This is a genomic window from Massilia sp. R2A-15, from assembly GCF_030704305.1.
GTDB lineage: Bacteria > Pseudomonadota > Gammaproteobacteria > Burkholderiales > Burkholderiaceae_D > JAFCUW01.
The window spans coordinates 2,278,983-2,305,857 of record NZ_CP131935.1; the positions used below are offsets into that span (position 1 = coordinate 2,278,983).

The 26,875-nt window shown below is 64.5% G+C and carries 33 protein-coding genes and 1 tRNA gene; 18 read left to right on the forward strand and 16 right to left on the reverse strand.

Annotated features, from left to right (window positions below; all coding sequences use genetic code 11):
• Positions 1-12: 12 nt before the first annotated feature.
• The 6 genes from pheS to Q4S45_RS10420 all read right to left on the reverse strand — a co-directional run bounded on the left by pheS (position 13) and on the right by Q4S45_RS10420 (position 4,748).
• The gene (pheS, locus tag Q4S45_RS10395) at positions 13-1,029 is read right to left on the reverse strand and encodes a phenylalanine--tRNA ligase subunit alpha (protein ID WP_305511627.1); all 1,017 of its coding nucleotides are present in this window, start codon (positions 1,027-1,029) and stop codon (positions 13-15) included.
• Between the two features lie 125 nt (positions 1,030-1,154).
• Positions 1,155-1,514 (reverse strand): 50S ribosomal protein L20, encoded by a 360-nt coding sequence (rplT, locus tag Q4S45_RS10400; protein ID WP_305511629.1) that lies wholly within the window; start codon positions 1,512-1,514, stop codon positions 1,155-1,157.
• A gap of 21 nt (positions 1,515-1,535) precedes the next feature.
• Positions 1,536-1,733 carry a 50S ribosomal protein L35 gene (gene rpmI / locus Q4S45_RS10405; RefSeq protein ID WP_073213547.1) on the reverse strand — a complete coding sequence of 66 codons (198 nt, stop codon included), beginning with the start codon at positions 1,731-1,733 and terminating at the stop codon, positions 1,536-1,538.
• 265 nt (positions 1,734-1,998) lie between these two features.
• On the reverse strand, positions 1,999-2,472 hold the full coding sequence (gene infC, locus Q4S45_RS10410) for a translation initiation factor IF-3 (protein WP_305511634.1): 474 nt from the start codon (positions 2,470-2,472) through the stop codon (positions 1,999-2,001).
• A gap of 91 nt (positions 2,473-2,563) precedes the next feature.
• Complete coding sequence (gene thrS / locus Q4S45_RS10415; protein WP_305511636.1) at positions 2,564-4,471, reverse strand: threonine--tRNA ligase; 1,908 nt, start codon at positions 4,469-4,471, stop codon at positions 2,564-2,566.
• Positions 4,472-4,671: 200 nt separating this feature from the next.
• Positions 4,672-4,748, reverse strand: a tRNA-Val gene (locus Q4S45_RS10420).
• 117 nt (positions 4,749-4,865) lie between these two features.
• Between Q4S45_RS10420 and Q4S45_RS10425 the strand changes: the two genes are divergently transcribed.
• The 6 genes from Q4S45_RS10425 to asd all read left to right on the forward strand — a co-directional run bounded on the left by Q4S45_RS10425 (position 4,866) and on the right by asd (position 10,264).
• Positions 4,866-5,786: an NAD(P)/FAD-dependent oxidoreductase gene (locus Q4S45_RS10425; protein WP_305511638.1), complete on the forward strand. Its 921-nt coding sequence runs from the start codon at positions 4,866-4,868 to the stop codon at positions 5,784-5,786.
• 62 nt (positions 5,787-5,848) lie between these two features.
• Positions 5,849-6,490, forward strand: coding sequence for a ribonuclease HI family protein (locus Q4S45_RS10430; protein ID WP_305511640.1), 642 nt, complete (start codon positions 5,849-5,851; stop codon positions 6,488-6,490).
• Positions 6,480-7,136 (forward strand): HD domain-containing protein, encoded by a 657-nt coding sequence (locus Q4S45_RS10435; protein WP_305511641.1) that lies wholly within the window; start codon positions 6,480-6,482, stop codon positions 7,134-7,136. The genes Q4S45_RS10430 and Q4S45_RS10435 overlap by 11 nt, the downstream gene beginning before the upstream one ends.
• 129 nt (positions 7,137-7,265) lie before the next feature.
• Complete coding sequence (locus tag Q4S45_RS10440; RefSeq protein ID WP_305511643.1) at positions 7,266-8,495, forward strand: MFS transporter; 1,230 nt, start codon at positions 7,266-7,268, stop codon at positions 8,493-8,495.
• Entirely contained in the window at positions 8,492-9,334 is an 843-nt protein-coding gene (locus Q4S45_RS10445) for an EamA family transporter (RefSeq protein WP_305511645.1), read from the forward strand. The genes Q4S45_RS10440 and Q4S45_RS10445 overlap by 4 nt, the downstream gene beginning before the upstream one ends.
• A gap of 81 nt (positions 9,335-9,415) precedes the next feature.
• Entirely contained in the window at positions 9,416-10,264 is an 849-nt protein-coding gene (asd, locus tag Q4S45_RS10450) for an archaetidylserine decarboxylase (RefSeq protein WP_305511647.1), read from the forward strand.
• 85 nt (positions 10,265-10,349) lie between these two features.
• Here the strand turns inward: asd and Q4S45_RS10455 are convergent, their stop codons facing one another.
• The gene (locus Q4S45_RS10455; RefSeq protein WP_305511649.1) at positions 10,350-11,267 is read right to left on the reverse strand and encodes a LysR family transcriptional regulator; all 918 of its coding nucleotides are present in this window, start codon (positions 11,265-11,267) and stop codon (positions 10,350-10,352) included.
• Between the two features lie 115 nt (positions 11,268-11,382).
• On the opposite strand from Q4S45_RS10455, the gene Q4S45_RS10460 reads away from it, so the two are divergent.
• From Q4S45_RS10460 to Q4S45_RS10470, 3 genes are all read left to right on the forward strand, one after another.
• Positions 11,383-11,982 carry an FMN-dependent NADH-azoreductase gene (locus Q4S45_RS10460; protein ID WP_305511651.1) on the forward strand — a complete coding sequence of 200 codons (600 nt, stop codon included), beginning with the start codon at positions 11,383-11,385 and terminating at the stop codon, positions 11,980-11,982.
• Between the two features lie 34 nt (positions 11,983-12,016).
• Positions 12,017-12,889: a pirin family protein gene (locus tag Q4S45_RS10465; RefSeq protein ID WP_305512087.1), complete on the forward strand. Its 873-nt coding sequence runs from the start codon at positions 12,017-12,019 to the stop codon at positions 12,887-12,889.
• Positions 12,890-12,954: 65 nt separating this feature from the next.
• Complete coding sequence (locus tag Q4S45_RS10470; protein WP_305511654.1) at positions 12,955-13,413, forward strand: hypothetical protein; 459 nt, start codon at positions 12,955-12,957, stop codon at positions 13,411-13,413.
• On the opposite strand, the gene Q4S45_RS10475 is transcribed toward Q4S45_RS10470, so the two are convergent.
• Positions 13,410-14,582 (reverse strand): acyltransferase, encoded by a 1,173-nt coding sequence (locus Q4S45_RS10475; protein WP_305511656.1) that lies wholly within the window; start codon positions 14,580-14,582, stop codon positions 13,410-13,412. The two genes, Q4S45_RS10470 and Q4S45_RS10475, sit on opposite strands and share 4 nt — an antisense overlap.
• A 77-nt stretch (positions 14,583-14,659) precedes the next feature.
• Between Q4S45_RS10475 and Q4S45_RS10480 the strand changes: the two genes are divergently transcribed.
• Complete coding sequence (locus Q4S45_RS10480) at positions 14,660-15,628, forward strand: succinylglutamate desuccinylase/aspartoacylase family protein (protein WP_305511658.1); 969 nt, start codon at positions 14,660-14,662, stop codon at positions 15,626-15,628.
• Positions 15,629-15,797: 169 nt separating this feature from the next.
• Positions 15,798-16,100, forward strand: coding sequence for a hypothetical protein (locus Q4S45_RS10485; protein WP_305511660.1), 303 nt, complete (start codon positions 15,798-15,800; stop codon positions 16,098-16,100).
• Between the two features lie 366 nt (positions 16,101-16,466).
• Here Q4S45_RS10485 and Q4S45_RS10490 read toward each other — a convergent pair whose 3' ends face one another.
• Complete coding sequence (locus tag Q4S45_RS10490; RefSeq protein ID WP_305511662.1) at positions 16,467-16,604, reverse strand: hypothetical protein; 138 nt, start codon at positions 16,602-16,604, stop codon at positions 16,467-16,469.
• Complete coding sequence (locus Q4S45_RS10495; RefSeq protein WP_305511664.1) at positions 16,594-16,770, reverse strand: hypothetical protein; 177 nt, start codon at positions 16,768-16,770, stop codon at positions 16,594-16,596. Before Q4S45_RS10495 ends, Q4S45_RS10490 begins: the two co-directional genes overlap by 11 nt.
• Positions 16,771-16,845: 75 nt before the next feature.
• On the opposite strand from Q4S45_RS10495, the gene Q4S45_RS10500 reads away from it, so the two are divergent.
• Complete coding sequence (locus Q4S45_RS10500; protein ID WP_305511666.1) at positions 16,846-17,616, forward strand: ABC transporter substrate-binding protein; 771 nt, start codon at positions 16,846-16,848, stop codon at positions 17,614-17,616.
• Position 17,617: 1 nt separating this feature from the next.
• Here the strand turns inward: Q4S45_RS10500 and sugE are convergent, their stop codons facing one another.
• Positions 17,618-17,938, reverse strand: coding sequence for a quaternary ammonium compound efflux SMR transporter SugE (gene sugE / locus Q4S45_RS10505; protein WP_305511668.1), 321 nt, complete (start codon positions 17,936-17,938; stop codon positions 17,618-17,620).
• A 157-nt stretch (positions 17,939-18,095) separates the two neighbouring features.
• Between sugE and Q4S45_RS10510 the strand changes: the two genes are divergently transcribed.
• The 4 genes from Q4S45_RS10510 (at position 18,096) to Q4S45_RS10525 (ending at position 20,827) form a co-directional block, all read left to right on the forward strand.
• Positions 18,096-18,977, forward strand: a complete 882-nt coding sequence (locus tag Q4S45_RS10510; RefSeq protein WP_305511670.1) for an EamA family transporter — start codon at positions 18,096-18,098, stop codon at positions 18,975-18,977.
• Between the two features lie 43 nt (positions 18,978-19,020).
• Complete coding sequence (locus Q4S45_RS10515) at positions 19,021-19,380, forward strand: DUF1304 domain-containing protein (RefSeq protein WP_305511671.1); 360 nt, start codon at positions 19,021-19,023, stop codon at positions 19,378-19,380.
• Between the two features lie 81 nt (positions 19,381-19,461).
• Positions 19,462-19,758 (forward strand): helix-turn-helix transcriptional regulator, encoded by a 297-nt coding sequence (locus Q4S45_RS10520; protein ID WP_305511673.1) that lies wholly within the window; start codon positions 19,462-19,464, stop codon positions 19,756-19,758.
• Between the two features lie 10 nt (positions 19,759-19,768).
• Positions 19,769-20,827, forward strand: a complete 1,059-nt coding sequence (locus Q4S45_RS10525) for an alkene reductase (RefSeq protein WP_305511675.1) — start codon at positions 19,769-19,771, stop codon at positions 20,825-20,827.
• Positions 20,828-20,876: 49 nt separating this feature from the next.
• On the opposite strand, the gene Q4S45_RS10530 is transcribed toward Q4S45_RS10525, so the two are convergent.
• Positions 20,877-21,383 (reverse strand): SRPBCC domain-containing protein, encoded by a 507-nt coding sequence (locus tag Q4S45_RS10530; protein ID WP_305511676.1) that lies wholly within the window; start codon positions 21,381-21,383, stop codon positions 20,877-20,879.
• Between the two features lie 134 nt (positions 21,384-21,517).
• Here Q4S45_RS10530 and pepN point away from each other — a divergent pair, with 134 nt between their 5' ends.
• Positions 21,518-24,157, forward strand: a complete 2,640-nt coding sequence (gene pepN / locus Q4S45_RS10535; protein WP_305511678.1) for an aminopeptidase N — start codon at positions 21,518-21,520, stop codon at positions 24,155-24,157.
• Between the two features lie 47 nt (positions 24,158-24,204).
• On the opposite strand, the gene Q4S45_RS10540 is transcribed toward pepN, so the two are convergent.
• Entirely contained in the window at positions 24,205-25,041 is an 837-nt protein-coding gene (locus tag Q4S45_RS10540) for an aldo/keto reductase (RefSeq protein WP_305511680.1), read from the reverse strand.
• Positions 25,042-25,059: 18 nt separating this feature from the next.
• Positions 25,060-25,482 (reverse strand): arsenate reductase (glutaredoxin), encoded by a 423-nt coding sequence (gene arsC, locus Q4S45_RS10545; RefSeq protein ID WP_305511682.1) that lies wholly within the window; start codon positions 25,480-25,482, stop codon positions 25,060-25,062.
• A 191-nt stretch (positions 25,483-25,673) separates the two neighbouring features.
• On the opposite strand from arsC, the gene Q4S45_RS10550 reads away from it, so the two are divergent.
• Complete coding sequence (locus Q4S45_RS10550; RefSeq protein WP_305511683.1) at positions 25,674-26,312, forward strand: 1-acyl-sn-glycerol-3-phosphate acyltransferase; 639 nt, start codon at positions 25,674-25,676, stop codon at positions 26,310-26,312.
• Between the two features lie 10 nt (positions 26,313-26,322).
• Here Q4S45_RS10550 and Q4S45_RS10555 read toward each other — a convergent pair whose 3' ends face one another.
• Together Q4S45_RS10555 and Q4S45_RS10560 are read right to left on the reverse strand one after the other, a co-directional pair.
• Positions 26,323-26,679, reverse strand: coding sequence for a glyoxalase superfamily protein (locus Q4S45_RS10555; RefSeq protein ID WP_305511684.1), 357 nt, complete (start codon positions 26,677-26,679; stop codon positions 26,323-26,325).
• Positions 26,676-26,825, reverse strand: a complete 150-nt coding sequence (locus Q4S45_RS10560) for a hypothetical protein (protein ID WP_305511686.1) — start codon at positions 26,823-26,825, stop codon at positions 26,676-26,678. Before Q4S45_RS10560 ends, Q4S45_RS10555 begins: the two co-directional genes overlap by 4 nt.
• Between the last annotated feature and the right edge of the window lie 50 nt (positions 26,826-26,875).

The window sequence follows — 26,875 nt, forward strand, 5'->3', positions numbered from 1 at the left end:
CGAAAAAGGTTATTAGTTGAACTGCTTCAGGAAGCGCAAGTCGCCTTCGTAGAACAGGCGCAGGTCGTTGATCCCGTAGCGCAGCATCGTCAGGCGCTCGAGGCCGGAGCCGAACGCGAAGCCGATGAATTTTTCCGGATCGAGGCCGAAGTTCTTCACCACCGTCGGATGCACCTGGCCGGCGCCCGACACCTCGAGCCAGCGGCCCTTCAGCGGGCCGGAGCCGAACGCGATGTCGATTTCGGCCGACGGCTCGGTGAACGGGAAGTAGGATGGGCGGAAGCGCACCTGCAGGTCGTCGGTCTCGAAGAAGGCCTTCACGAAGTTCAGGTACACGCCCTTCAGGTCGGCGAACGAGATGTCCTCGGCGATCCACAGGCCTTCGACCTGGTGGAACATCGGCGAGTGGGTCGCATCGCTGTCGACGCGATAGGTGCGGCCCGGCGCGATGACCTTGATCGGCGGCGTGTGCGTGCGCGCGTAGCGCACCTGCATCGGGCTGGTGTGGGTACGCAGCAGCAGCGGCTTGCCGGTGCTGTCGTTGCCCTCGATATAGAAAGTGTCCTGCATCGAACGGGCCGGATGGTTCTCGGGGCTGTTCAATGCGGTGAAATTGGTCCAGTCGTTTTCGATCTCGGGGCCGTCGGCCACGTCGAAACCGATCGAGCGGAAGATCTCCTCGACGCGCTCCCAGGTGCGCATCACCGGATGGATGCCGCCGATCGAACGGCCGCGGCCCGGCAGGGTCACGTCGATCGCCTCGGCATTGAGGCGCTGCTCGAGCTGGGCGTTGGCCAGCGCGTCGCGGCGCGCGGTGAGCGCGGTTTCGATCTGCACCTTGGCGGCGTTGATCAGGGCGCCCTGCGCCTTCTTCTGATCCGGATCGAGCTTGCCCAGGCCCTTCATCTGTTCGGTGATCTGGCCGGTCTTGCCGAGGTACTTGGCCTTGGCGTTTTCCAGTGCGGCAGCGTCTTCGGCGGCGATAAAGTCAGCCTGCGCGGCAACGACGAGTTGTTCCAGGGAGTCCATGCGTTGTTTTTTCCTGTCTGGCGCGGCGCGAAAGGTGCGCCACAATCAAAAACGGGGCACAGGTTTGAACCTTTGCCCCGCTCTTTTCACGCCGTCAGCAAGACGGCGCTTGACATCGACCGTGCTTACGCAGCGATCTTTGCCTTGACGGCGTTGACAATCGCGGCAAATGCCGGCTTGTCCATCACTGCCATATCGGCCAGGACTTTACGGTCCAGTTCGATAGCTGCCTTCTTCAGGCCGTTCATGAACACGCTGTACGTCACGCCATGCTCACGGGAAGCGGCGTTGATACGGGCGATCCACAGGCGGCGGAAGACGCGCTTCTTGTTGCGGCGATCGCGGTAGGCGTACTGGCCAGCGCGCATGACTGCTTGCTTGGCAACACGGTATACCTTGCTGCGGCGACCACGGTAGCCTTTAGCTTGAACAAGAATTTTCTTATGACGGGCACGAGCTGTAACCCCACGTTTTACTCTAGGCATAGTAACTCCTTAGTTGTGAGATTAAGCAGATGGCATCATGCGCATGACGGACGTGACGTCGGACGCATTGATGTTGCGGGTGCCGCGCAGCTGGCGCTTGTTCTTGGTGGTCTTCTTGGTCAGGATGTGACGCTTGAAGGCGTGGCCCGACTTGACGGTTCCACCTGGACGCACGCGAAAACGCTTCTTCGCGGAGCTTTTGGTCTTCATTTTTGGCATTGTAGTTCTGTCCTTGGCGGACAGCTCCAGTAGAGGATTGCAGGTGGCAGCAACGCGCTGCGCTTAGATGCCTGCTTTCACATAATTCCCTCCGGTGAAGGAGAGAAGCCGGTGATTGTAGCACGATTTGCCCGGCCATTGGCAACAGCGGCAAAGCAAATACATCGCAAGCAAGAAAGCAAATGGGGTCAGGTTCACAGAACCTGACCCCACCGATATCATGATACGGATTCTCGAGCAAATGCCGGAAAACCGTATCGCAATCTTAAGCCTTCTTCTTCTTCGGCGACAGAATCATGATCATCTGGCGGCCTTCCATCTTCGGGAACTGCTCGACCTGGCCGTACGGCTCGAGGTCGGCCTTCAGGCGCTCCAGCATGCGGAAGCCGATGTCCTGGTGCGCCATTTCGCGGCCGCGGAAACGCAGCGTGATCTTGGTCTTGTCGCCTTCGTCCAGGAACTTGATCAGGTTGCGCAGCTTGATGCCGTAATCGCCATCATCGGTACCCGGGCGGAACTTGACTTCCTTGACCTGGATGATCTTCTGCTTGAGCTTCGCTTCGTGAGCCTTCTTCTGCTCCGAATACTTGAACTTGCCGTAGTCCATCAGGCGGCAAACTGGTGGCTGCGCGGTTGGCGCAATCTCCACCAGGTCGACGTTAGCCTCTTCGGCCAGACGAAAAGCCTCAGCCAGGCTCACAATGCCGAGCGGCTCGTTTTCCACCCCGGAGAGACGCATTTCGGGGGCAGTGATTTCGCCATTGATGCGATGCGACTTGTCAGTAGCTATGGTGTTTCCTTTTAAAGTCTGATGATTCGGCCGCGCTGAATCAAGCTTTGGACGCGATCTCTTGCTTGAGTCGCTCCACGAGGGCATCGACGGACATTACGCCCAAGTCGACATTGCCACGTGCTCGCACGGCCACAGTGTTGGCATCCCGCTCTTTGTCGCCGATCACAAGGATATAAGGCAGCTTTTGGACGGAATGTTCGCGTATTTTATAGGTTATCTTCTCGTTCCGCAAATCAGCGTGAACGCGGAATCCGGCTTTTCGTAACAGATCTGCAACGCTCTGCGTGAATTCCGCTTGCGCATCCGAGATGTTCAATACCGCGATCTGGACCGGCGCCAGCCACAGCGGCAAGGCGCCGGCGTGGTGCTCGATCAGCATGCCGATGAAGCGCTCCATCGAGCCGACGATGGCCCGGTGCAGCATCACCGGCACCTTGCGCGAGTTGTCGATGGCGACATATTCGGCGCCCAGGCGGCCCGGCATCGAGAAGTCGACCTGCATGGTGCCGACCTGCCACGGACGGCCGAGGCTGTCCTTCAGGTGGTACTCGATCTTCGGACCGTAGAATGCGCCCTCGCCCGGCAGCTCGGTCCACTTGACGCCGCACGAACGCAGCGCCGCGCGCAGCGCCTCTTCGGCCTCGTCCCACACCTGGTCGGAGCCGATGCGGTTGTCCGGACGCAGAGCAATCTTCACGTCGATATTTTCGAAGCCGAAGTCCTTGTAGACTTCCATCGCCTGCGCGTGGAAGGCCACCACTTCCGGCGCAATCTGCTCTTCGGTGCAGAAGATATGGCCGTCGTCCTGGGTAAAGCCGCGCACGCGCATGATGCCGTGCAGCGCGCCGGACGGCTCGTTGCGGTGGCACTGGCCGAACTCGCCGTAGCGCAGCGGCAGGTCGCGGTAGCTCTTCATGCCGGCGTTGTAGATTTGCACATGGCCGGGGCAATTCATCGGCTTGAGCGCATACGAGCGGTTTTCCGACTCGGTCGAGAACATGTTGTCGCGATAGTTTTCCCAGTGGCCGGTCTTCTCCCACAGCGTGCGGTCGAGGATCTGGGGCGCCTTCACTTCCTGATAGCCGTTGACCTGGTACTTGTTGCGCATGTACTGCTCGACCTGCTGCCAGATCGTCCAGCCTTTCGGATGCCAGAACACCAGGCCCGGCGCCTCGTCCTGGAAATGGAACAGGTCGAGCTGCTTGCCCAGCTTGCGGTGGTCGCGCTTTTCCGCCTCTTCCAGATTGTGCAGGTAGAGTTCCTGGTCTTCCTTTTTCGCCCAGGCGGTGCCGTAGACGCGCTGCAGCATCTCGTTCTTCGAATCGCCACGCCAGTAGGCGCCGGCCAGCTTCATCAGCTTGAACACCTTCAGCTTGCCGGTCGATGGCACGTGCGGGCCGCGGCACAGGTCCGTGAAGCCGCCTTCAGCGTACAGCGAAACGTCTTCGCCGGCCGGGATCGACGCGATGATCTCGGCCTTGTAGGCTTCGCCGATCGACTTGAAGTAGTCGACCGCCTCATCGCGCGGCAGCACGCGGCGCGTGACCGGCTCGTCCTTCTTGGCCAGCTCGGTCATCTTCTTCTCGATGGCCGCCAGGTCGTCCGGCGTGAACGGGCGCTTGTACGAGAAGTCGTAGTAGAAGCCGTTTTCGATGACCGGGCCGATGGTGACCTGGGCGTCGGGGAACAGCGACTTGACGGCGTAGGCCAGCAAGTGCGCGGTCGAGTGGCGGATCACGTCCAGACCTTCCGGGTCCTTGTCGGTGATGATGGCCAGGTCGGCGTTCTGCTCGATCAGGAAGGACGTATCGACGAGCTTGCCGTCGACCTTGCCGGCCAGCGCGGCCTTGGCAAGGCCGGCGCCGATGCTGGCGGCGACCTGGGCTACCGTGACCGGGCCGTCGAATTCACGGGCGGAACCATCGGGAAGGCGGACTGAAACCATGCTGTTCTCCATGTGGCGCCGGGCGCCGAAATACTGACAATTGTGAGGGTAACAAAAATGCAGACGAAAAAAAACGCGGCCTAGCCGCGTTTTTTCTTTTCAAAGAGCGAAAGAATCCACCTCGACTAGCGTCGCTGGAACAACTCCGTCGTAGTTCGCGGTGTCATAACCATGGTGCCTTTCTCGCTCTTGCTAAATTCTGGTGGGCGGTGAGGAATTCGAATCCCCGACCCCTTGGATGTCGACCAAGTATTCTAACCAGCTGAACTAACCGCCCGAAGACCAGCATTATAGAGACGCCGATCGATTATGACAAGGGTTTTTTCCCGCCCGCCCCAACACCCGCCGTTTCAGCGGCGCGACGCGGCCCAGGATGGTCGCTTATCATCGTGCAATGACTACCTCTCCTGACGTTCACGACACCCTCATCATTGGCGGCGGCCCCGGCGGGCTCACCGCGGCCATCTACCTGCGCCGCTTCACCCGCAAGGTCGCCGTCTTCGACAAAGGCAACAGCCGGCTCAGCCTGATCCCGGTCTCCCACAACTATCCGGGCTTTCCCGAGGGCGTCGCCGGCGCCGAGCTGCTGGCCAACCTGCGCGAGCAGCTGGAGCGCTATGGCGGCGCCGTGACCGACGCCGAGATCCTGAGCCTGCGCATCGAGGACGGCACGTTTGTCGGCGAGTACGACGGCGGCGAGGTGCGCGCGCTGACCGTGCTGATCGCCACCGGCATCGTCGACGCCAGCCTGCCGATCGAGCGCTGGCGCGATGCGGTCGCCTCCGGCGCCGTGCGCCTGTGCCCCGTGTGCGACGGCTACGACGTGATCGACAAGCGCATCGCCGTCATCTCGTCGGAGAAAAATCCGATCGGCCACGCCATGTTCATGCGCAGCTTCAGCGAAGACGTGACGCTGTTCGACCGCACCGAAGGCTCGATCCTGGACGCGGAAGAACGCCAGCGGCTCGAAGCGGCGGGGGTGCGCTACGTGCGCTCGGCGGTGCGCGAAGTGACGATGGGCGACGACATGAAACCAGTGCTCCACACCGGCGACGGCAAGGCGCACGAGTTCGACGTGATGTACCCGATGCTCGGTGAAACCGCGCGCTCCGACCTGGCAGCGAAGCTGGGCGCGGAAACCGCCGATTGCGGCGAACTGGTCGTCGACGACTTCCAGTGCACGACCGTGCCAGGCATGTATGCGGTCGGCGACGTGGTGCGCGGCCTGAACCAGATCAGCGTCGCGGCGGGCCAGGCGGCAGTGGCCGCGACCCGCATCCACAACACCCTGCCGTGGACGCTGCGGCAGAAGTAAGCAGGTGCGTGCCCGGTCGGCGAATCGGTTATCCTGCGCGGATGCCCGATTTCGCCACCCTGTTGTCAGCCGCTTTCAAATCCGAACTAGTCGCCAGCCGCCGGCTCGCCCTGCAATCTGCCCGCACTCCCGAACAGGCGTTGCGCGAGACGATGCAGGCCAGCGCCGGCACGCAGTCGCTGGAACACCTGGTCGCGGCGCGCCTGGCGCTGAAGGCCGCCAGCGCCGAGCGCGCGGCGGCGCGCAGGCGCGAGCGCGCGAGCACCTTGGCGCGTCGCCAGGCGCGGCACGACGGAGCGCCCACCGCCTGGCGCGCGTGGTTCGACGGCTCCGCGCATCCCAACCCCGGCCACTGCGGCATTGGCGCGCTGCTTGAAGGTCCCGGCGGCGAAAAGATCGAGATCTCGCGCGCCGCCGGCTACGGCAACAGCAGCGAAGCGGAATACCGCGCGCTGATCGCCCTGCTCGAAGCGGCCGTGCACAGCGGCGCACACGGCCTGACGATCTACGGCGACAGCAAGGTGGTGATCGACGACCTGAATGGCCCGGATGCGAAGGCCGCCGTATCGCTGCGCGCCTGCCGCCAGGCCGCGCTCGCGCTGATCGCCCAGCTTCGCGGCGTGGTATTGCGCTGGGTGCCGCGCCACAAGAACACGCAAGCCGACGTCCTGTCGCAAATGGCAAGGACGCAGCATGAATCCTGAACTGAACGACTGGCGTCCAAGGCTGGTCGCCATCGCCTCCGCCAGCGCCGGCGACGACGGCGCGCACGATATCAATCACCTGCACCGGGTCTGGCGCAACGCGCAAGCGCTGCTCACGGATCATCCCGAGGCCGATGCGCTGGTGGTAATGGCCGCCTGCTACCTGCACGACCTGGTCAACCTGCCCAAGAATCATCCCGAACGCGCATCCGCGTCGCGCCAGTCGGCCGCGCTGGCCAGCCGCGAGCTTGCGGCGGTGGGCTTCCCGGCGGCGACGCTCGGCGCGGTGGTGCACGCGATCGAGGCCCACAGCTTTTCGGCCGCCATCGCCGCGCGGACCATCGAAGCGAAGATCGTGCAGGATGCCGACCGGCTCGATGGACTTGGTGCCGTCGGCCTGGCGCGCATGTTCTACATCGCCGGGCAGATGGGCAGCGCGCTGGCGCATCCGGACGATCCGCTGGCGGTCGCGCGTGCGCCCGACGACCGGGCGTACGCGCTCGATCATATCGACGCCAAGCTGGCGAAGCTGCCGGCGATGATGCAGACGGCTGCCGGACACGCACTTGCGGAACAGCGACTGACGCGGTTGATCGAGTTTCGCGCGGAGTTCGCAGATGAATGGGGTCAGGTCCGCCGGACCTGACCCCGAACTTGTCGCCGGCGGCCGTTGCACCGCAATGCAATTCCGGCCTCCGCCGAAGGTCTGGGATCAGGTGGGACGGATCTGATCCTGATGCTAAGATACGGGCTCATCCGAATCAAGCTCTTCCCAATGACCAGCAGCTCCGCGATCGCCAGGCCGTCGGCCGGCAACCTGAACTTCGTCCTCGTCTGCGTTTTCATCGACATGCTGGGCATCGGCTTGATCGTGCCCGTTCTCCCGCTCCTGGTCGGCGAGTTCGTCGCCGGCCGCGAGCAGCAGGCGCTGTGGTTCGGCGTGCTGTCCGCCACGTTCGGCCTGATGCAGTTCATCTTCATGCCGATGCTGGGCGCAATCAGCGACCGCATCGGCCGGCGCCCGGTGCTGATGGTGTCGATGGCGGGCATGTGCATCAACTTCCTCACCACCGCCTGGGCGCCGAACCTGGCCTGCCTGTTCATCGGCCGCGTCATCGGCGGCATGTCGTCGGCCAGCATGTCGGTCGCCTCGGCCTACGCATCGGACATCTCCACGGCGGAAAACCGCGCCAAAAGCTTCGGCAAGGTCGGCGCCGCGTTCGGCCTGGGATTCATCTGCGGCCCGATGCTGGGCGGCCTGCTCGGCAGTGTCGGCCTGCACCTGCCGTTCTACGTCGCCGCCGCGCTGTCGGCGGCCAACCTGTTGTACGGTTACTTCGCCGTGCCCGAATCGCTGCCCCCCGAACACCGCGCGCCCTTCACTCTGGCGCGCGTCAATCCGTTCGGCGCCCTGGGCCGGCTGCTCAAGCGCACCGAGATCCGCGGCCTGGTCGTGGTCTACGCCTTGATGACCTTTGCGCAGATGACGCTGCAATCGACCTGGGTGCTGTACACCACCTTCCGCTTCGACTGGACGCCGCGCGAGAACGGCATCGCGCTGTTTTGCGTGGGCGTGACGGCCGCCGTGGTGCAGGCCGGCCTGCTGGGCGTGCTGATGCATCGCTTCGGCGAAGTGCGCCTGTCGCTGCTTGGCCTCCTGTCGGGCGCGATCACCTACATCCTTTATGGCCTGGCCACGCAGGGCTGGATGATGTACGTCTTCATCCTGTGCAACCTTCTGTCCTTCGCCGCGGGACCGGCCCTGCAATCGATCATCTCGAAAGCGACTGCCGCGGGCCAGCAGGGTGAGTTGATGGGATCGCTGCAGTCCATTTCCAGCTTCGGGGTCATCGTGATGCCGCTGGTCGGCACCGCGATCCTCGGGGCCGCCAGCCACCTGCCGCCGCACGACTGGCGCGTCGGGACGACATTCTTCCTGTGCGCGGCGATGCAGGCAGTCGCCATCGTTGCCGCGCGCCGCTATTTCCGGACTCGCGCCCAGTGAGTTCGCTGGTGGTCGGCGTGGTGCTGTTCGGCGCGCTGATGCATGCCAGCTGGAACGCGCTGGTCAAGTCGCGTCCCGACACCTTCCTTGTCACGATACTGGTGGCCGGCGGCGGCGGGCTGCTGTCGGCCATCGCCCTGCCCTTTCTTCCCGCGCCGGCGCCGCAAAGCTGGATCTGCATCGCCGCGTCCACCGCGGCGCAGCTGGCGTATTACGCGCTGCTGGTGGCGGCCTATCGCGACGGCGACATGAGCCACGCCTATCCGCTGATGCGCGGCAGCGCGCCCCTGCTGGTGGCGCTTGCCAGCGGACCGTTGATCGGCGAACGCCTCGGCATCACGCAGTGGCTGGCGATCGGCTGCATCTGCGGCGGCATCCTGGGACTGTTCATTTCCGCGCGTTCGCGCCACCCTGGCGCAAGACGCACCACGGTCTTTGCGCTCCTCACCGCCTGCATGATCGCGTCCTACACGCTGATCGACGGCGCCGGCGTGCGCCGATCCGGTTCGCCGGTGGCCTACACGATGTGGATTTTCATGCTGACCTCGATCGGCTTGTGGGCGTGGGCGGGCAAAAGCCGGCCCGGCCAGTTGCTCGCTTACGCGCGGATCAACGTCGGGGTAATGCTGCTGGGCGGCGCCGCCAGCGTAGGAGCCTACGCAACGGCCTTGTGGGCGATGACGCAGGCGCCGGTGGCGGCAGTGGCGGCGCTGCGCGAAACGTCGATTCTGTTCGCCGCAGCGATCGCCGCGCTGGTGCTGCGCGAAAAAATCAGCCGGCAGCGTCTGGCCGCGATCGCGCTGGTGGCCAGCGGCGCCGTCGCGATGCGGCTGGCCTAGCAGCGAAGCCGGCTGGAAAACTATGCCTTACAGCAGCGTCCCGTTATAATTGTCAATCGTCTAAGTTGAAAGGCTGACACCGTGTCCGACCGCATCAAGGTTTTGCCCCAGTACCTGCTGCCCAAACAAGCATTGACCACCCTCGCCGGCCGCGTCGCCGGCGCCAGGGGCGGCGTCTGGACGACCAACCTGATTCGCTGGTTCGTCACCAGGTACGGCGTCAACATGGACGAAGCGGTCAATCCCGACATCGCCAGCTACACCAGCTTCAACGAATTCTTCACCCGGCCGATCAAGCCGGAGGCGCGTCCTCTCGCGAACGCCGATTTCATCTGCCCGGTCGATGGCGCGATCAGCCAGTTCGGCGCCATCGACGACCACCAGATCTTCCAGGCCAAGGGCCACAAGTTCACCACCACGGAACTGGTGGGCGGCGACGCCAGCCTGGCCGCGCACTTCCAGCACGGCGCCTTTGCCAACCTGTACCTTAGCCCGAAGGACTACCACCGCCTGCACATGCCGTGCGACGGGCGCCTGACGCGCATGATCTACGTGCCTGGCGCGCTGTTCTCGGTGAACCCGACCACGGCGCGCGGCATTCCCGGCCTGTTCGCCCGCAACGAGCGCGTGGTGTGCGTGTTCGAGTCGCCAGAACACGGCCCGTTCGTGATGACGCTGGTGGGCGCCACCATCGTCGGCAGCATGGAAACCGTGTGGCACGGCGTGGTCAACCCGACCCGCCCTGGCCGCATCGCCGAGTGGGACTACAAGGACAAGGACATCGTGCTGAAAAAGGGCGAGGAGATGGGCCGCTTCCTGCTTGGCTCCACCGTTGTCATGCTGTTCAAGCCGAACACCATCTCGTTCAATCCCGAGTGGGCGCCGGAACGATTCATCCGCCTCGGCGAGATGATGGGCAACCGGCCATAAGAATCGTCGTTCCAGCGAAGGCTGGAACCCATGCTGAAGATGAGCCGCCGCGGCATGGGCTCCTGCCTCCGCAGGAGCGACAGACTTAAGCAGACAACCGCTTCTTCGCATCTTCGCAGCACAGCACTTCCATCATGTCGAGGAAGGCCCGGGTCTTGGCCGGCATCAGGCGCCGTCCCGGGAACACCGCCCATCCCGTCACGCTCGGCAGATCCCACTCCGGCAGCACCCGCACAAGCTCCCCCTTTTGCAGGAACGGCGCCGCGAACAGGTCCGAGCTGGCCGCGATGCCGGCGCCGTTGCAAGCCATGCGCGCCAGCAGGTCGGGAGAATTGGCGGTCAGCTTCGCCGGCAGTTCGCGCTCCCACTGCGCCTTGCCGCGCGTGAGCACCCATGGCTGCGCGCCGCCGTTGCGGCTCAGGAGGCACAGCAGGTCGTGCTTGAGCAGGTCGTCGGGCGACTCCGGTAGCCCGCGCGTCGCGATGTACGATGGCGACGCGTACAGGCCCACCTTTTCCAGCGCCACCCGGCGTGCCGCCAGCGATGAATCGTCCGGCAGGTCGCCCATGCGGATCGCGATGTCGAAGTTCTCAGCGACCAGGTCGACCCGCCGTGGCGACAAATCCAGTTCCAGTGTGATGGCCGGGTAGCGCGCCATGAACTCGGTCATCACGCGCGTCAGCCCCAGGTTGGCGAAGTCGTTCGGCATCGACACGCGCAGCCGCCCGCTCGGCTCCTGCTGGCGGTGCTGCACCAGCGCGCCGGCCGCCTCCACCTCCTCCACCACCTTGCGCGCGTGATCGAGCAGGCTCTCGCCGAATTCGGTCAGCATCAGCTTGCGCGTGGTTCGCTGCAGCAGCCGTTCGCCCAGTTTCGCCTCCAGCAGCGCGATGCGGCGCGACACGGTGGACTTGGGCAGGTCCACGCGCAGTGCGGCCTTGCTGAAGCTGCCGCTCTCGACAATACGGGCAAACAGCAGCAAATCGTTCGGTTCGACGTCCATTTGATTGTCCCGCTGGCTGAATAATGTTATCCATTGTAGCGTCTTCCGGATTGATTATGGGACTGTTAAAGTGATTCTCATCGCAGTTTCACAACCAGACACAAAGGAGCACCACATGAACATCCTGCAAATCAATTCCAGCGCCCGCAGCACCGGTTCCGAGTCCACCCGCATGAACGACAAGATCGTCGCCGGCCTGCTGGCCGACAATCCGGGCGCGACCGTTGTGCGCCGCGACCTGGCCAGCGACCCGCATCCGAGCATCGACGAAGCCGCGCTGGGCGCCCTGTTCACGCCGGCCGACCAGCGCACGCCGGAGCAGGCAGCGCGCGTGGCGCTCGACGACGCCCTGATCGCCCAGGTGCAGGCCGCGGACGTGATCGTGATCGGCGCCCCGATGTACAACTTCGGCATCACCGCGCAGCTGAAAACCTGGTTCGACGCGATTGCCCGCGCCGGCGTGACCTTCCGCTACACCGCGACCGGCCCTGAAGGCCTGTTGAAGGACAAGAAGGTATTCGTGACCCTGTCGCGCGGCGGCATCCACCGCGGCGGCGCGAGCGACTCGCAAATGCCGCACGTGCAGACCTTCCTGGGCTTCCTCGGCCTGACCGACGTCACCTTCGTGTACTCGGAAGGCCACGGCATGGGTCCGGAAGCAGTCGCCAAGGCGCGGGCCCAGGCCGACGCCGACATCGAAGCAGCACTGGCTTAAGCCGAACCGGCGCCGCCATATCAAGGAGAACATGATGAGCAAGCAGTTGACAGCAGAACGAGTGGGAACGCCGCGCGGCGTCGAGCGCGTGGTCAACGGACAGTTCGTGATGGACGGCGCCGGCGTGAAGATCAACCGCGTGCTGACGCAGACGCTGCAGCGCAGGCTCGATCCGTTCCTGATGCTCGACGCCTTCGGCAGCGACAAGCCGGGTGACTACATCGCCGGCTTTCCCGAGCACCCGCACCGCGGCTTCGAGACCATCTCGTACATGATCAAGGGCCGCATGCGGCACAAGGACAGCGCCGGCCACGAAGGCCTGATCACCGACGGCGGCGTGCAGTGGATGACGGCCGGGCGCGGCGTGATCCACTCCGAAATGCCGGAGCAGAACGACGGCCTGATGGAAGGCTTCCAGCTGTGGCTCAACCTGCCCGGCAAGGACAAGATGAGCGCGCCGTGGTACCGCGACATCCCGAACCAGGAGATCCCGCGGTTTTCGACCGATGCGGGAGCGACGGTACAGGTGATCGCCGGCGCCAGCCACGGTGTGCAAGGCGCGGTCCAGCGCGACGGCACCGAGCCGGTCTATCTGGACATCGAACTGGCCGCCGGCGCGAGCTTCGAGCAGCAGCTGCCGGCGGGGCACAATGCCTTCATATATGTCTTCCGCGGTGAAGTGACGGTCGAAGGCAAAGGCGTGCCGAGTTCGCGGATGGCGATCCTGACCAACCCGCAAGGCGCCGACGGCGTGCGCATCAAGGCGGCGGAACCGGCCCGCGTGCTGCTGATTGCCGGCCGGCCGCTGGGCGAGCCGATTGCGCAGTACGGGCCGTTCGTGATGAACACCCAGGCCGAGTTGCAGCAGGCCGTGGAAGACTTCCGCGCGGGACGGTTCGCGGCGTAAGCCTGGGGTCTGGTCCCGCGGAACGACGGGGACGCCTAGTCCCCATTTTCGTTTACACTGCCGCCATGTCCCTGCTAGATACCATTTCCGACGGCCTCTCCTGGCTCAGCCGCAAGTGCGGGTTCGACACGGTCGACTCCTTCCCGCCCGGCCACCAGTACGCCCGCACGCGCTGGAACGGCGCCTATTTCGACATCGCCTCGGACCTCAAGCCCGAGCAGATCGAGCGCTCGCTGTGCGAATCGATCGCCAATACCCCGCTCATCTTCGCCCACATCGTCAACCCGACCCCGCGCATGCAGCGCGCGCTGCTGTCGGTGATCGAAACGCGCATGCGCCGCTCGTGCGGCAATCCGGTCGAGCTGGTCGCGCTGCTGGTCAATGCCTACCGCAGCCGGCACACGCAGGAAGCGGTGCCGGGCCTGCGCGGGGTGATCGAGACCAGCGGCTACGACACCGGCGCGGTGCTCGGCTACCTCGGCGCGATGCCGGCGGCGTACGACATCATCGACGCGGTGAGCTAGACGCCTGGGGTCAGGTCCGCCGGACCGGACCCTGCCCTGGTCGGCGCCGTCCGCAAGTTCGACGGAAGGTAGCGATCCCGCAGCGTCATGAACGGCGTCTCCACCAGCTTGTACAGCCCCCATCCCGACAGCACGGACAGCAAGAGCAGCACTCCGATCGCCAGCGGCGACTCCGGCCCGTACCCCCACCCCGCCAGCGGCCGCGCGGCCAGGATGCACACCTGTTTGTGCGTCAGGTAGATCGCGTACGACCACAGCGCAAGGCTGCCGGCGCCAGGCACGCGGACGGCGCGCAGCAGCGAGCGTTCGCCCAGCGCGGCAACGATCAGGAGACCGAACCCCAGCGCCAGCAGCGGATAGCCGAACACCGTGATCGCGAAGCCATAACGGTCGTCGAGGAACATCGCGAACGCGAACGCGCACACCGCGGTTCCCGCCCCCAGCGCGAGGTTGCCGTGCGCGGTCAGCCGCCGCCACGCGCCGCCGTGAAAGTTCTTCAGCAGCGCGAGCGCGACGCCCGCCACCAACTCGTCGAAGCGGCAGAACGACGAGTAATAGATAAACTTGAAGTAGTTGTGCTGCGCCAGCGGGCCATGCACCAGGTCCTGCCACTGCACGCCGCGCACCGCCATTCCTGCGGCCAGGGTGGCGGCGATCGCGGCCCAGCCCCAGCGCGCGCCGCCGCGCAACGCGCCGATCAGCAGCGCGGCCGCCGGCAGCAGCAGGTAGAACTGCTCCTCGATGCACAGCGACCAGGCGTGCGAGAACGCGGTGCCCGGTTCGAGGTTGATGTTCTGCGTGAAGGTGATGAACTTCCACAGCGGCGGCAGCGGTTTGTCGACGCGGAACCAGGACGACAGGAAGTACAGCGCCAGGACCGCGTAGAAATTCGGCAGGGTGCGCAGCAGGCGGCGGCCGTAGAAATGGCCCAGCGAGAAGCCCTGCGGACTGCGCATCGCTGCGAAGATCTGGTTGCCGATCAGGTAGCCGGACAGCGCGAAGAACAGATCGACGCCGACCCAGCCGATCTCGCCGACCCAGCCGAAGGTATTGTCGCCGCTGACGAACAGCACGTAATGGTGCAGCACCACCAGCACGATGGCGAGCGCGCGCAGCGTGTCGAGGCCATGCACGCGGGGAGTAGTTGCCTTGCTTATCATGCGGCGCATGATGCCACGCGCTTTCCGCACGCGCTACCGTTTCCCGATAAAATGTCGGCACCGACATTTTCATGGATCTGGCAGCAATGACCATCGCACGCGACCTGCAATTCAAATCGATCAACTACACTGGCCTCGGCAAAGGGCCGCGCCTGATTATCACCGGCGCCGTGCACGGCAACGAAACCTGCGGCACGAAGGCGATCCTGCGCGTGATGGAAGAAATCGACAGCGGCAAGCTCCTGATCGCCAACGGCAGCGTCACCTTCGTCCCGGTCACCAATCCCCTCGCCTATCGGCTCGAGCAGCGCGCGGGCGAGCGCAACCTGAACCGCAACCTGTTCCCGAACGAGAACCCGCAGGACTTCGAAGACCAGATCGCCAACTGGCTGTGCCCTCTGCTGGCGCAGCATGACGTGCTGCTCGACCTGCACTCGTTCAACGCGCAGAGCGAGCCGTTCGTGATGGTCGGCCCGCAGAACAACGAAGGCACGCTGCAGCCGTTCAAACACGCGGAGAAGGAACGTGCGATGGCGCGCATACTCGGCGTGCGCCGCTTCGTCGACGGCTGGCTGGCCACCTACGGCGAAGGCGTGCAGCGCCGCATGAGCGACAAGTCGCAGCTGGAGACGGTGCTGCGTTACGGCGTCGGCACCACCGAATTCATGCGCAGCACCGGCGGCTACGCGCTGACGCTCGAGTGCGGCCAGCACAAGGACCCGGCCGCGCCCGACGTGGCGTACCGCGCCATCATGAATACGCTCGCCTTCCAAAAAATCATCGACGCCCCCGCCCCGACGCCGGTGCCGGCCGCCGAGATGGAGGCGCTGTCGATGGTGGTGGTGCACGACAAGATGCACGCCGACGACGCCTTCGTGCGCCAGTGGTCGAGCTTCGACCCGGTCGCCAAGGGCCAGCAGATCGGCGTGCGCGCCGACGGCACGCCGGTGCTGTCGGAACTCGATGGCCGCATCCTGTTCCCGGACGTGAATGCGGGCGCGAACCAGGAATGGTACTACCTGACCCGCACTAATCCGGAGTTCGCCGCCAACTAAAAAAAAAGGCGCCCCACATACTTGCCCTCATAGCAACATTCGCCGTAGACTGAGGCTTGGCGAAGGACTGCTATCGGCTGCTGATTCAACCGGTCGAACAGCGATAGACCGGTTCCGGCCAGAAGCAGACGTTCACGGTACGGCTCAGTACTTTCTCTCTTGAGGTGATATGCAGCTTTTAGATGCGATTTTTCTTGTCGGACAGATGCCGGAGCAATCCGTGATCTACACGCGCGAACCGTTCCAGTTGAGCAATGAGGCGAAGATTGTCCAGTTTGGAAAGGACGACACGGTCGCGCGGAACGACAAGGAAGAAGGGTATGTCTATTTTCTCGAAGCTGAGCTTGTAACTGAGTTGCTGGAGATGATTGCCTCGAAACGTAGCTCTCGAGAGACAAAGGCTGAATTCGTGCGCCACTACGCTACTTGGGATGCATATCCTGCTTGGGCTTTTGATCTCGAAGATGCATGAAGTCCATCGTCCGCTTGGGGCCGGAAGCAGCCGCCCAATAACGGTTGCGCTCGGCCAATAGCAGCCGGTGACTGCTCTTTCGATCAGATTGCTTTTTCGCTACAAAGAGCAGTCATTGACAACCGACTTAGTGAGATAAGGGGAATTAATGCCGCTGGAACTTCGTAGATGGTTTCAGGTTTCGACCAGCGTAGCAGGCATGGTTGCAGCCGGAGTTTGCTGGTTTTTCTTGCGTTCGGCAATTGCCGCAGGCGCCCACGGAGCGCAGCTAGCGGCCGGCTTGTTGATGGTGGGTGCACTTATCGGATTCGGGCGAATATTGACAGTACTTCTCCCCCTTGTTCTGCCCAAGATCTGGACAAGGCATCACTTATAGCCAGCCCAAAACCGGCGAATCACGGTGTTGAGCGCGCGTTCGCTACGCCGCCACTCGACCACCAAGCGCAGCATGAACAATGCCTGCTCCGCAAATCCGACCAGGAGCCAGACCGTTTCAGCGCTCAAGGCATGATCCCTTGGGCCGCAGCCGCATCATGAACATCGCGCGCGCCCCACGCGAGGCACACCGCATCATGATGCTCCCCTGCGCGGCGTCGATACCGGCCTGCATGGCCGCGGTCTGGCCGAAGCGGCGCTGTTGGATCACCGCGCACACCTGGTCCGGATACATGTCCGCGCCTCGCACCGTTCTAAATTGTGCGACAATCCACGGCTGTGCATCGCTTCAACAAGAACAATGATAAATATGGGCATCGGAGGTATTTCCCGGCAAGCGATCGCGTTTGCTTGCGCCCTGCTGCTCGCCGCCAGCGCTGACGCCGCGCCGATCGACGTCCACATCATGCCGCAGGAAAGCATCCCGCCCAAATGGATCGTGGGCCACGGTGTGCCGCAAGGGTTCTGCCCGGACCTGATGGCCGCCATCGAACGGATCGAGCCACGCCTCCACTTTAGCGCCTCCGAACGTCCCCGCTCGCTGCCGGTGATCGAAGATGCGCTCGAACGCGGCAGTGCCTGGGCTGCGTGCGGGGTGATGGAATCGACGCGCCGGCGCCAGATCGCCATCCGCTCCAGCGTGCCCGTGTTCGAAACCCGCCATCGCCTGGCCGCCGTTGCGACCGACCTGCAGACGGTCGAAAATCTCGACGACCTGGTGCGCCTGCACCCCTTGATCAACACCGCCCGCGGCTCGGCCTACATCGGACAACTGAAGGCGCGCGGCCTGCAGGTCGACGACAGCACCGGCGACAATGTCGTCAACCTGCGCAAGACCTTGTACGGCCACGGCCGCTACACCTACATGAGCGAATTCACCCTGAAATACCTCATTCGCGTCGAGCACCTGCAGGACAAGCTGCGCATCCTGCCGGCGGTGTTCGACGAGGACTACGTGTATTTCTGGACCAGCAGGAAAGCCGATCCGGCCGTCGCGCCGATGATCGATCACGCGCTGGCGAAGCTTCAGTCGAGCGGCGAACTGGCGCGCATCTACGAGCGCTGGGCGCGCCTCAAATAATTCAGGCCGGCGTCAGCAGCTTCAGACCCGCGATGCCGGCGACGATCATCGCGATCGACAGCAAGCGCAGGGCGCCCGCCGGCTCGTTCAGCATGACCATTCCGAACACCGCGGTGCCGACGGTGCCAATGCCGGTCCACACCGCGTAGGCCGTGCCGAGCGGCAGGCTCCGCAACGCCAGGCCGAGCAGGCCGACGCTGCCGGCCATGGTCGCCAGCGTGAACACCGAGGGCCACAGCCGCGTGAAGCCGGCGGTGTGCTTCAGGCCCACGGCCCATGCGATCTCCAGCACGCCTGCGAAAAACAGAATGACCCAGCTCATGGACAGCTCCCCGGTATTGGCAGGAAGGTCCGTGCCATGGTTGAAAAATTGCAGCGACGTTAGCACAGCGGGCAGCGCCCAGCAAGCCCGGCCGAAGTGGGTGATAATCGCCTGCTGACCACACGACAACCGGAAAGCCGCACCCATGAAGCACACGATGACGCCCGCAGACATCTTCACCGCGCTCGGCGTGGTTTGCATCTGGGGCGTGAACTTCGTCGTCATCAAGATCGGCCTGCAGGACCTGCCGCCCATCCTGTTCACCGCCCTGCGCTTCCTGTTTGCCGCGCTGCCGCTCGTGTTCTTTGTCGCGCGCCCGGCCACTTCGATCGGACTGGTCCTGGCCTACGGCATGTTCCAGTTCGCCCTGCAGTTCACCTTGCTGTTTACCGGCATCAAACTCGGCTTGCCGGCCGGCCTGGCCTCGCTGGTGATTCAGCTGCAGGCCTTCTTCACGATCGGGCTGGCCGTGCTGATGCTCAGGGAGCGGCCGCGGCCGGCGCAGCTGCTGGGCGCGCTGATCGCGTTCGGCGGCATGGCGCTGGTGGCGATCCATCTGGAAGGCACGGCCACGCTGATCGGCTTCGTGCTGGTGGTGCTGGCCGGCGCGTGCTGGGCCAGCGCCAACATCGTGACCAAGAAGATGGGCCAGGTGAACGCGCTGTCGCTGGTGGTGTGGGGTTCGCTGGTGGCGACGCCGCCGTTGCTGCTGGCGTCGTGGATCGTCGAAGGCGGCGCCGCGTGGCAGCTGGCGGCCGGCCGCTTCGGCCTCAGGTCGCTGGCGACCGTGCTGTTCCAGGCCTACCCCAACACCATCCTCGGCTTCGGCATCTGGTCTATGCTGATGCGCAAGTACCCGACCGCCACGGTGGCGCCGTTCTCGCTGCTGGTGCCGGTGGCCGGCATGGCCAGCGCGGCGCTGTTCCTCGGCGAGTCGCTGCCGTGGTGGAAAATCGCCGCCGGAGCGCTGGTGCTGGGCGGGCTGGCGCTGAACCAGTTCGGCGGGCGCCTGTGGGCGATGGCGACGGCGGCGCGTTGACAACATGTACACTGTGCTCCCATACCAATCACCGGAGCCAGCCATGCAAATTGCCGCAAACGTCCTGATCGCGCTGGTTGCGCTGCTGCACGCCTATTTTTTTATGCTCGAGACGGTGCTGTTCAAGACGCGCGGGCGCAAGGTGTTCGGGCTGTCGGCCGAGAAAGCCGAGATCCTGGCGCCGGCGATGTCGAACCAGGGCTGCTACAACGGCTTCCTGGTCGCCGCGCTGCTGATCGGGCTGCTGCATCCCGCCTGGCACGTCGGGTTCCTGTTCAAGATCTACGGCCTGACGTGCGTGATCGTCGCCGGCATCTGGGGCGCCGTCACCGTCAAGCGCTCGATCTTATACATTCAGGCGCTGCCCGCGCTGATCGCACTGATCCTGGCGCACTTCCCCTGATCGCCCTTGTTTTCTGGCCCGCCGGCACCATTTCCGGATATATCGTAGAATCACGATATTAGATTCGATAAAACCCGATACATGAACATCGACGCAATCCACAAGGCGCTGGCCAATCCGGTGCGGCGGCAAATCCTTTGCTGGCTGAAGGATCCGCACGCCAACTTCGCGCAGCAGGAGCACCCGCTCGATATCGGCGTGTGCGCCGGGCTGATCGATGCGCGCACCGGCCTGTCGCAGTCGACCGTGTCGGCCCATCTTGCCGCTTTGCAGCGCGCCGAACTGGTCACTTCGCGCCGCGTCGGCCAATGGATCTTCTACAAACGCAACGAGGAAACCATCCAGGCTTTCCTTGCCCATATCCACCAAGGACTTTAAGGAACTCAACATGACGACGATCTTCGATCCGATCACCATCGGCGACCTGCAACTGAAAAACCGCATCATCATGGCGCCCCTCACCCGCGCCCGCGCCATCGGCGGCGCGCGCGTGCCGAACGCGCTGATGGCCAAGTACTACGAGCAGCGCGCCAGCGCCGGCCTCATTTTGTCGGAAGCGACCTCCGTGACCGCGCAAGGCGTCGGCTACGAAAACACCCCGGGCATCTGGTCGGACGAGCAGGTCGAGGGCTGGAAGCAAGTGACCGAGGCCGTGCATAAGGCCGGCGGCCGCATCTTCCTGCAGCTGTGGCATGTCGGCCGCATCTCCGACCCTGACCTGCTGAACGGCGACCTGCCGGTGGCGCCGAGCGCGATCGCGGCCAAGGGCCACGTCAGCCTGCTGCGTCCGGAACGCGGCTACCCTGTTCCGCGCGCTCTGACGACCGAAGAAATTCCGGGCGTGGTGGCGGCCTACCGCAAGGGCGCCGAGAACGCCAAGCTGGCCGGCTTCGACGGCGTGGAAATCCACGGCGCCAACGGCTACCTGCTGGACCAGTTCCTGCAGGACAGCACCAACCAGCGCACCGACAACTACGGCGGCTCGATCGAGAACCGCGCGCGGCTGATGCTCGAAGTGACCGATGCGTGCATCGAAGTGTGGGGCGCGAACCGCGTAGGCATGCACCTGGCGCCGCGCCGCGACGCGCACGACATGGGCGACTCGACGCCGGACGAAACCTTCGGCTACGTGGCGCGCGAACTGAAAAAACGCGGCATCGCGTTCATCTGCGCGCGCGAAGCGGTGGGCGACGACAGCCTGGGACCGCTGCTGAAGAAGGAGTTCGGCGGCGTCTACATCGCCAACGAGCAGCTGACGCGCGAGAGCGCCGATGCCCTGATCGCTGCCGGCAAGGCCGATGCGGTGGCGTTCGGCAAGCTGTTCATCGCCAATCCGGACCTGCCGCAGCGTCTGAAAGCGAATGCCGAATTCAATCCGGCGCGTCCGCAGCTGTTCTATGGTCCGGGCGCTGAAGGCTATACCGACTACCCTGCATTGCAAGCGTAATCGAGGAAGTGGCAACTCGGGGTCTGGTCCTGCGGACCTGACCCCATTTTCATTTCAGCGACGCCAGATACTCCTCGTACTGGTCGTACATACCGCCAAACCCGCCCTGCATTGACGCATGCATCGCCAGGAACGCCGCCCGCTCGGCCTCGCTGGCGTTGAGCGGCTGCGACAGCAAGTGCAGCACCGTCTTGCCATCGACCTCCTCCAGCGTGGTCGTGTTCAGCACTTCGAGCGGCCAGACGGGACTCATCGGATTGGCGATCGGATTGCCTTCCGCGTCGGCGAAGCCGTTGATCCACACCATGCGCTCCGGCTCGGCCAGCTCGCGATACAGGAAGCGTCCCCAGATATCCATCCCGCCCGGGAAATGCATGCAGTAGTGGAAAACGCCGCCCGGCCGCGGCTCATGCTTCTTCACGTCGATCGGCACGCCTTTCGGCCCCCACCAATGCTTCAGGTGTTCGGCCTGCGTCATCGTCTTCCACACCAGCTCGCGCGGGGCGTTGAAGGTCCGGGTGATCCGCAAGTCCACTGCGTCGTTGTTGTCATTCATCTGCACGCTCCTGTTGAAGTCCGTTAGCCAGCCGGTAATCTCCCGCCATATACATATCAAGTCAAGATTTTCTTTCCAGAATTGGCGTGATATTCTGGCCCGCTCTTTCGTCGCCCCCCAATAAAAGGAACATCGTGAAACCATTCACCCGCCGAGTCCTCGCCCTCTCCGTCGCCGCCGCTTTCGCCAGCGGCGCAGCCTGCGCCCAGGCGCCGCGCGCAGCCAACACCTACATCACCCAGGCCGAAGCGGCCGCCCGTTCGGCGCGCGTATCGAACGTCGACTATGTGCTGGACTTCGCGCTGACCGGCAAGGAGTCGTTCTCCGGCACCAGCCGCATCAGCTTCGACCTGGCCGACAACAGCACGCCGCTGACCATCGACCTGGACAAGGCCACCATCGCCTCGCTCGAAGTGAACGGCAAGAAGCTCGCGCCGAACTACAACCAGTTCTTCATCACGCTGCAGCCGCAGGACCTGGTCAAGGGCCGCAACACGGTAGTGGTGAGCTACACGCGCCTGCACAGCACCAACGGCGAAGGCCTGCACCGCATGGTCGATCCGGTCGACGGCAAGGTCTACACCTATTCGCATTTCGAGCCGGCCGCCGCGCACCAGATGTTCGCCCTGTTCGACCAGCCCGACCTGAAGGCCACCTTCCAGGTCAACGTGACCGCGCCAGCCGACTGGGTGGTGGTGTCGACCACGCGCGAAACCGCGGTGGCGCCCGACGCCGCCGGCAAGCGCTGGACCTTCCCGGCTTCGAAAAAGCTCAGCCCCTACAACTTCTCGCTGCACGCCGGCCCGTACAAGGTATGGGAAGACACCAGCGGCAAATACCCGATGCGCCTGTTCGCGCGCCAGTCGGTGGCCGCGCAGATCCATCCGGCCGACTGGTTCAAGTACACCAAGCAGGGCCTGGCGTTCTTCGACGAATACTTCGGCATTCCCTACCAGTGGGACAAGTACGACCAGCTGCTGGTGCCCGACTTCCTGTACGGCGCGATGGAAAACGCCGGCGCGGTGACCTTCGCCGAGCGCGGCTTCATGTACAAGGAAGAGATGACCGCGTCGCAGCGCCAGAACCTGGCCGCGGTGATCATGCACGAGATGGCGCACCAGTGGTTCGGCGACCTGGTGACGATGAAATGGTGGAACGGGCTGTGGCTGAACGAAAGCTTCGCGTCCTTCATGGGCACGCTGGCCACCGCCGAGGCGACCGAATTCAAGAACGCCTGGCAGTCGTTCTACTCCGGCGCCAAGCAAGGCGCCTACACCGCCGACCAGTCCCTCACCACGCACCCGATCGAAGTGCCGGTGCCGTCCACCGCCAACGCCTTCGACAACATCGACCAGATCACTTACGCGAAAGGCGCCTCGACCCTGATGCAGCTGCGCCACCTGCTCGGCGACGAAGTATTCCGCAAAGGCGTGCACAACTACCTGGTCAAGTACGCCTTCAAGAACGCGAAGTTGGACGACTTCATCGGCAGCCTGGGCGAAGCGGCCGGGCGCGACCTCGGGCCGTGGACCCAGCAGTGGCTGTACCACGCAGGCGTGAACACCGTCGCCGCGAAGTACACCTGCTCGAAGGGCAAGATCGCCAGCTTCACGCTGCAGCAAAGCGCGCCGGGCGTCGCCCTGCCGACCCTGCGCGAGCAGCGCGTGCAGGTCGCCACCTTCAAGCTCGAAGGCGGAAAGATGGTCCTGCTGAAGAACGTTCCCACCACCTACAAGGGCGCCAGCACGCGCGTGCCTGAACTGGCCGGCAGCGCCTGCCCGGACCTGGTCTACCCGAACTATCAGGACTGGGGTTTCGCCAAGGTCCAGCTGGACAAGCGCTCGTTCGCCACCGCGCAGGCGAGCCTGGGACAGGTTGACGACCCGCTGCTGCGCTCGATGCTGTGGCAAAGCCTTTGGGACGGCGTGCGCGACGGCCACTTGCCGCTCAATGAGTTCATCAAGACCGCGCTGGCCAATGCCGGCGCCGAGAAGGACTACACCCTGCTTGGCAAGGTGCTGGGCATGATGTCGACCTCGAAGTACTACCTCGACGCGATGCACGCCAACGCCGCCTACACGCGCGCGACCACGCAGGCGATGGAAGACCAGGCCTGGGCCGGTGTCGAAGCGAACAAGGGCGACAGCAACTTCCAGCGCCGCTGGTTCGGCCAGTACCTCGAAGTGGCAAGCAGCAAAGGCGCGCTGGATCGCCTCGCCGGCCTCCTCGACGGCAAGCTGAAAGTGGACGGCCTGGCGATCGGCCAGGATGTACGCTGGTCCATCATCGAACGCCTGAACCGCTTCGCCTACCCGGGCAGCGCCGAACTGGTGACGGCCGAACTGGCGCGCGACAAGTCCGATACCGGCCAGTCGGCCGCGCTGGCCGCGACGGTGGCGCGTCCCGATCCGGCGGTCAAGGCCGAGTGGCTGGCCAAGGTGCACGACCTGAAGACCACGCTGCCGTTCTCGAAGGTGCGCGTCGCGATGAACAGCCTGTACCCGGCCGAACAGGGTGCCCTCAGCGAAGCGAGTGCGGCCGAGCGGCTGGCCAAACTGCCGGCGATCGACAAGGCGGCCGGACCGGTCTACATGCGCAGCTACGGCGAGCTGATTCCGGCGGGCTGTTCGCCGGCCAGCGTCAAGCGGCTGGAAACGGCGGTGGCGCAGTACAAGGACCTGTCGGCCGGCACCCGCCGCGCGCTGCTCACCACACACCAGGAGGACAAGCGCTGCGTAATGATCAAGCAGGCGATGACGGTGCCGAAGGACTGACGAGTGAAAATGGGGTCTGGTCCTGCGGACCTGACCCCATTTTTCAGTTAGCGCATATCGAGCGGCGTTGCGCGCCGCGGTGGAGGAAACGCAGCATCAAGTTCTGCGATGTCCTCGGCGTTCAGCACGATATCCAGCGCCGCGCGATTCTCGCGCACATGGCGCAAAGATACCGCTTTCGGAATCACCACCACGCCTTCCTGGTGCAGCAGCCACGCCAGCGCAATCTGCGCCGCGCTGGCGTTGTGACGTTCCGCCACCCGCATCAATCCCGGGGTGCCAAGCAGCGCGGCCTGCTCCGCCGCCGACGACTCCAGCGGCGAATACGCCATCAACGGCATCCCATGCTTGCGGCACCACGGCAGCAGGTCCCATTCCACGCCGCGCCGCGCCAGGTTGTACAGCACCTGGTTGACCGCCACGCCGGCGCCGGCCGCCTCGCGCATGTCGTCCACGTCGAAATTGCTGACGCCATAATCGAGGATCTTGCCGGCCTTCCTGAGCGCCTCGAATCCTTCCAGCGTTTCGGCCAGCGGCACGGAGCCGCGCCAGTGCAGGAGGTACAGGTCGATATGGCCGGTGCCAAGGCGCGCCAGGCTGCGCTCGCACGCCGCCTGCACCGCGCGCCGCCCCGCATTGTGCGGATACACCTTGCTGACGATGAAAGCCTGGTCGCGCCGCCCGGCCAGCGCCGCCGCCACAACTTCCTCGGCGCCGCCCTCGCCGTACATTTCGGCGGTATCGATCAGCGTCATGCCCAGGTCCATCCCGAGCCGCAGCGCATCGGCCTCCTGGCGCTTGCGGCCCGGATCCTCGCCCATGCCCCACGTGCCCTGCCCGAGCACGGGAATCGACCGGCCGGATGGCATTGCCAGGGTTCTCATCGGCGCAGGTCCTGGCGGCTAGCGCGCGATGCGCCGGCCGTGTTCGTCGATCACCTGCTCACCGTTTTCCTTGGTGAAGGCGCCTTGCTGCGGCGGCAGGATATCGAGCACCAGCTCCGCCGGCCGGCACAGGCGCACGCCCTGCGCGCTGACCACGAACGGCCGCTCGATCAGCGCCGGATGCGCCAGCATCGCGTCGATCAGCGCGTCGTCGTCGAGCGCCGGATCATCCAGTCCCAGCTCCTGGTACGCCGCTTCCTTGGTGCGGATCACGTCGCGCACGGACAGGCCGGCGGCGGCCGTCATCGCCTTGAGCAGCGCGTGCGAAGGCGGATGGGCCAGGTAGTCGATGATGGTCGGCTCGACGCCGGCATTGCGGATCAGGCCCAGCGTGTTGCGCGACGTGCCGCAGCGGGCGTTGTGATAAATCGTAATGTCCATGGAAATCCTGTTGGTTTAACCAAGGCATGATACAAGCAGCGCGCGCCACACTGCCACCTTTTTTGCTTGTCTCCCCCGTCCCGTCCGCTATAAAATGCGATGCGCAATTTTCCCCATTGCAATTGTTTTAACGCATAGCCGGAAAATGGCACAATGCTCAGAACCTGCTGGACAGGCCGACGGAGAGAAACATGGACCAATACCAGCTGCAAGCTGCAACACTTCCCACCCTGGGCCAGCGGATATCGCTGCGGCTGCTCAATCTGTTCGGCTGGCGCGTGCGCTTCAAGCCGCTGCCCGGCCCGCACGGCGTCGCCGTGGTGTACCCGCACACCTCGAACTGGGACTTCATCGTCGGCCTGCTGGCCAAGTGGGCCGTCGGCCTGCCCTTCCGCTGGCTCGGCAAGGAATCGCTGTTCAAGGGCGTGATGGGCGTGGCGATGCGCCACTGGGGCGGCATGGCGGTCGAACGCGACAACGCCACCGGCGCCACCCAGCGCCTGGCCGACACCATGAACGCGGCCGACTGGTGCTGGATCGCGCTGGCGCCGGAAGGCACGCGCAGCTACCGGCCGCACTGGCGCAGCGGCTTCTATCACCTGGCCGTCGCCGCCAAGGTGCCGCTGCTGATCGTCTACATCGATTATCCGAACAAGGAACTGTCGGTGGTCGACACGATCGACCTGACCGGCGACCAGGAGCGCGACATGGCCGCCGTCGCCGCCGCGTTCAAGGGCCACCACGGCCTGCATCCCGAACTCGAAGCGCCGATCGTGCTGGCGCCGCCGCGCGAAAAGGGTATGACCCCGCGGGGTCAGACCCAGGTTTGACGGGCGGCACTCAGGACTGGCAGAAGCGCAGGCGGTTGCCGGAGGGGTCGTCGATCTGCATCACCGTGCCCCAGTCCTGCTGCTGGAGCCCCGGGCGCGCGTGGCGATAGTGCTTCGCATTGAGTTCCGCGTGCAGCGCGGCGATGTCGTCGATGCGGATGAAGACGGTCGCGCCGGGCGCCGCGTCGCCGTAATGCTCGGAGATATGCAGCACCAGGCCGGATCGCTCGACCTCCATGTACAGCGGCGTGCCAGGCTCGAAGCGGTGTTCCCAGTTCACCTTGAAGCCCATGAAGTCGATGTACAACTCGCGCGTGTGCTGCTCCGAAAAGCTGCGCAAGACCGGGATGCCCGGCGAGAGTTTCATTTCAAGTGCTTGCGCCGGACGATCCGCATCCAGAAGGCCCCTTCGAAGACCATGCCAAGCACGAGGAACACAGGCGCGGCGGCACTGCCCTGCGAGTAGAACAGGATCGCGGCCAGCAGGCAGGCGATGGTGATCAGGTGACGCATGGTGACGACTCTCCGTGGATTTTGTACCCTGTAACGATGCCACAGCCGCC